The 3,330-nt window shown below is 70.0% G+C and carries 3 protein-coding genes and 2 pseudogenes (1 of these 5 cut by a window edge); all 5 read left to right on the top strand.

Going from position 1 to position 3,330, the window contains the following annotated elements:
* Positions 1-186: 186 nt before the first annotated feature.
* Positions 187-450: pseudogene (locus tag FDZ70_02190) on the top strand (hypothetical protein).
* A gap of 65 nt (positions 451-515) precedes the next feature.
* Complete coding sequence (locus FDZ70_02185; GenBank protein ID TLM80106.1) at positions 516-956, top strand: NUDIX hydrolase; 441 nt, start codon at positions 516-518, stop codon at positions 954-956.
* Between the two features lie 413 nt (positions 957-1,369).
* Entirely contained in the window at positions 1,370-2,557 is a 1,188-nt protein-coding gene (locus FDZ70_02180; protein ID TLM80105.1) for a hypothetical protein, read from the top strand.
* Position 2,558: 1 nt separating this feature from the next.
* Positions 2,559-2,963: a hypothetical protein gene (locus FDZ70_02175; protein ID TLM80104.1), complete on the top strand. Its 405-nt coding sequence runs from the start codon at positions 2,559-2,561 to the stop codon at positions 2,961-2,963.
* Positions 2,964-3,074: 111 nt separating this feature from the next.
* Positions 3,075-3,330: pseudogene (locus FDZ70_02170) on the top strand (hypothetical protein) (it continues 80 nt past the right edge of the window).

The raw sequence follows: 3,330 nt of genomic DNA, 5'->3' as shown, positions 1-3,330 counted from the left end.
GGGGGATCCTTCGAGGCAGATTGTGGCCGCTGTGTGTGTGGTCGCAAGGAACCGGGTGTGGAGGTCGTGTGAAAGCGTCGTGGGCGCGCCGGTCGCCCGTTCGTCGGGATCCTCACAGTCGCGCGTGCCGCTCGGCATGGGATACGCTCTATGGAGTGCGGCGGAACGTCTCGGAAGGTCGGCGGCATGGCGAAGCTGAACTGCTGGGAGTACAAGAACTGCGGACGCGAACCCGGCGGCGACAAGGTGGCCGAGATGGGGCCGTGTGCCGCGGCGATCGAGGCCCGGCTCGATGGGAAGAACGACGGCGTCAACGCCGGCCGCTCCTGTTGGGTCATCCCCGGCACGCTGTGCAACGGCGTGGTGTGCGGCACGTTCGACGAGAAGTTCCCGCACTGCCGCAAGTGCGACTTCTTCGAGGCGGTCCAGGAGGAGCAGGGCGAGGGCTACGTGGACTACGTCGCGCTGCTGCTCACGCTGGCGCAGCGCGGCGGCGACGGCGACGGCCCGCAGGCGTGACCCGCTTCGAGGAGTACGAGCGGCCCGCGGTCACGGGCGACACCGTGGTGATCCGCGACGTCGCGGGCCGGCGCGAGGTGCTGCTGATCCGCCGGGGCCACGAGCCCTTCGCCGGCATGTGGGCGCTGCCGGGCGGATTCCTCGATCCGTACGAGGCGCCGCAGGACGGCGCGCGCCGGGAACTCACCGAGGAGACCGGGCTGGCGTGGGATGGCCCACTCGCGTGCATCGGCGGGTTCGGGAAGCGCGGACGCGACCCGCGCGGCTGGACGGTGTCGGTGGTGTACCTCGCGGTCCTCGACGACCCCGACGTGGCGGTCGCCGGCGGCGACGACGCCGCCGAGGCGGCTTGGCACCCGCTCGACGACCCGCCGCAGCTGGCGTTCGATCACGGCGAGATCCTCGACGCGGCGCGGGAGATGCTCGCGGGCGGGTAGCGGCCGTCGCGTTGACATGGCACGCGCCTCGCTCGTATCGTTACGCGTCACAACCGCATAGTCGAAGCCGTTGATGGGGATGAGTACGCGGCAGCGCACGAGCTGCCAGAGAGCCGGGGAAGCTGAGAACCGGCGCTCGGCGGGCCGCGGAACATGGCCCCGGAAGGCTTCCGGAGGAACGGCGCGCACCAGTGCGCCAAGTAATGCCGGACGGACGCCCCCGTTACCTCGGGCTATTGAGCATCGGACCCTCCGACACATCCCGCCGTCGGGGAACAGCCACCGGTCCCGTGCTCGAGAAGATGAGGCCGCCGCTGCAACGTGGGCGACGGCGAAGTCGGGTGGTACCGCGAAGGACTCTTATCGGAGGCCTCTCGCCCTGACATACGAGGGCGGGAGGTCTTTGTCTGTATATGGAGGTGAGTGCGGTGGCGAAGAGCTGGGAGGAGATCAACTCCCGGATCGCAGCGGGCGAGGCGGTCGTGGTGACGGCCGAGGAGTTCGCCGCGATCGCGGCCGAGGACGGGGTGTCCAAGGCCGCGAAGAAGGTGGACGTCGTCACGACGGGGACGTTCGGCCCGATGTGCTCCTCGGGCGTCTTCGTGAACTTCGGGCATTCGGACCCGCCCATCAAGATGCAGGAGATCACGCTGAACGACGTGCCTGCGTCGGGCGGTCTGGCGGCGGTCGACACGTACCTCGGCATCACCGAGCCGAGCCGCACGCGCGGCATCGAGTACGGTGGCGCGCACGTCGTCGAGGACCTGCTGCGGGGCCGTGCCGTGCGGCTGAAGGCCACCGGGCCGGGTACGGACTGCTACCCGCGCACCGAGATCGACACGTGGATCACGCTCGACGACCTGAACCAGGCGTACTTCTTCAACCCGCGCAACGCGTACCAGAACTACGCGGTCGCGGTGAACTCGGGCGACCGCGCGCTCTACACCTACCTCGGCACGCTGCTGCCGCGGTTCGGCAACGCGACCTACTGCTCGGCCGGCGCGCTCTCGCCGCTGCTCAACGACCCGACGTACCGCACGATCGGCGTCGGGACGAGGTGCTTCGTGGCGGGTGCCCCGGGCTACGTGGCATGGCAGGGAACGCAGCACAACCCGAACCAGACGCGCGACGAGCGCGGCGTGCCGGTGGCGCCATCGGGGACTCTCGCGGTCATCGCCGACCTGAAGCAAGCGTCGCCGGAGTACTTCTCGGCGGCGACGTTCACGAAGTACGGCGTCTCGTCGTTCATCGGCATCGGCGTGCCGATCCCGGTGCTCGACGAGGACCTGGCGGCGACGCTCGCGCTGACCGACGCCGACCTGCAGGCGACGGTGCTCGACTACGCGGTGCAGGGGCGCAGCCGTCCGGCGCTCGGGCGGGTGACCTACGCTCAGCTGCGCAGCGGCGAGATCGAGGTGGACGGGCACAAGGTCCAGACCGGCCCGATCTCCTCGCTGCCCGCTGCACGCAAGATCGCCGCCGAGGTCAAGCGCTGGGTGGCCGAGGAGGGCTTCAAGCTCGCCGAACCGCTCGAGCAGTTGCCGCAGGCGGGAAGCCAGGGCTTCAAGCCGCTCGAGATCAAGGGACGGGAGGCGATCTGACATGGCCAAGAAGCGCTTCGACCTCACGTTCCCGCCGAAGCAGGCGGGACGCCCGATCGTCTATCACCTCGTCAAGGACCACGACCTGACGCCGAACATCCTGCGCGCGCAGATCCAGCCGGGCCAGGAGGGCCGGATGCTCGTGGAGCTCACGGGCGGCAAGGACGACCTTGCTTCCGGCATCGCCTTCCTCGAGAAGGAGGGGCTGACCGTCCACGAGGCGGCGTCCGACATCGTGCTCGATACCGAGCGGTGCGTGGACTGCGGCCTGTGCACGGCGGTGTGCCGGCCCGGCGCACTCACGCTCGGCCGTGACGGGTGCCTGAAGTTCGACAAGGACAAGTGCGTGTACTGCGAGGCGTGCGTCATCGCGTGTCCCCGCAGGGCGATCACGCTGCAGTTCTAGAGTCGCGCGTGACCGAGAGGCGCCGCCGCCCGCGAACGCCCGCGCGCGGCGGGCCTTTCGGTAGACTGCTTGGCGCGAGGGTGGCGAAGGGCGGGTGCGACGGTGCCGGACGTGCTGCTGAGGCTGGGGAGAGAGGTGCTCGTCGCCGACGGGGCGATGGGGACCATGCTCCAGCGCGCCGGGATTCCGCCGGAGCAGTGCGCCGTCGAGCTCAACGTCCTGGAGCCCGAGATCGTGGCGCAGGTGCACCGCGACTACGCGATGGCCGGCGCCGACGTCGCGATCTCGAACACCTTCGGCGGCAACCGCGTGAAGCTGGCCGAGTACGGCCTGGCCGACCGGGGCGCCGAACTCAACGCGGCCGGCG

It is taken from the genome of Actinomycetota bacterium (assembly GCA_005774595.1).
Lineage (GTDB): Bacteria > Actinomycetota > Coriobacteriia > Anaerosomatales > D1FN1-002 > D1FN1-002.
The sequence above is the reverse complement of the archived record's forward strand: the minus strand, read 5'-3'. Positions and strand labels throughout refer to the sequence as shown.

What these genes read in the sequence shown, in the direction of transcription:
- FDZ70_02180 (TLM80105.1), top strand. Translation starts at nt 1,370, where the DNA reads ATGGAGGTGAGTGCGGTGGCGAAGAGCTGGGAGGAGATCAACTCCCGG.
- FDZ70_02175 (TLM80104.1), top strand. Translation starts at nt 2,559, where the DNA reads ATGGCCAAGAAGCGCTTCGACCTCACGTTCCCGCCGAAGCAGGCGGGA.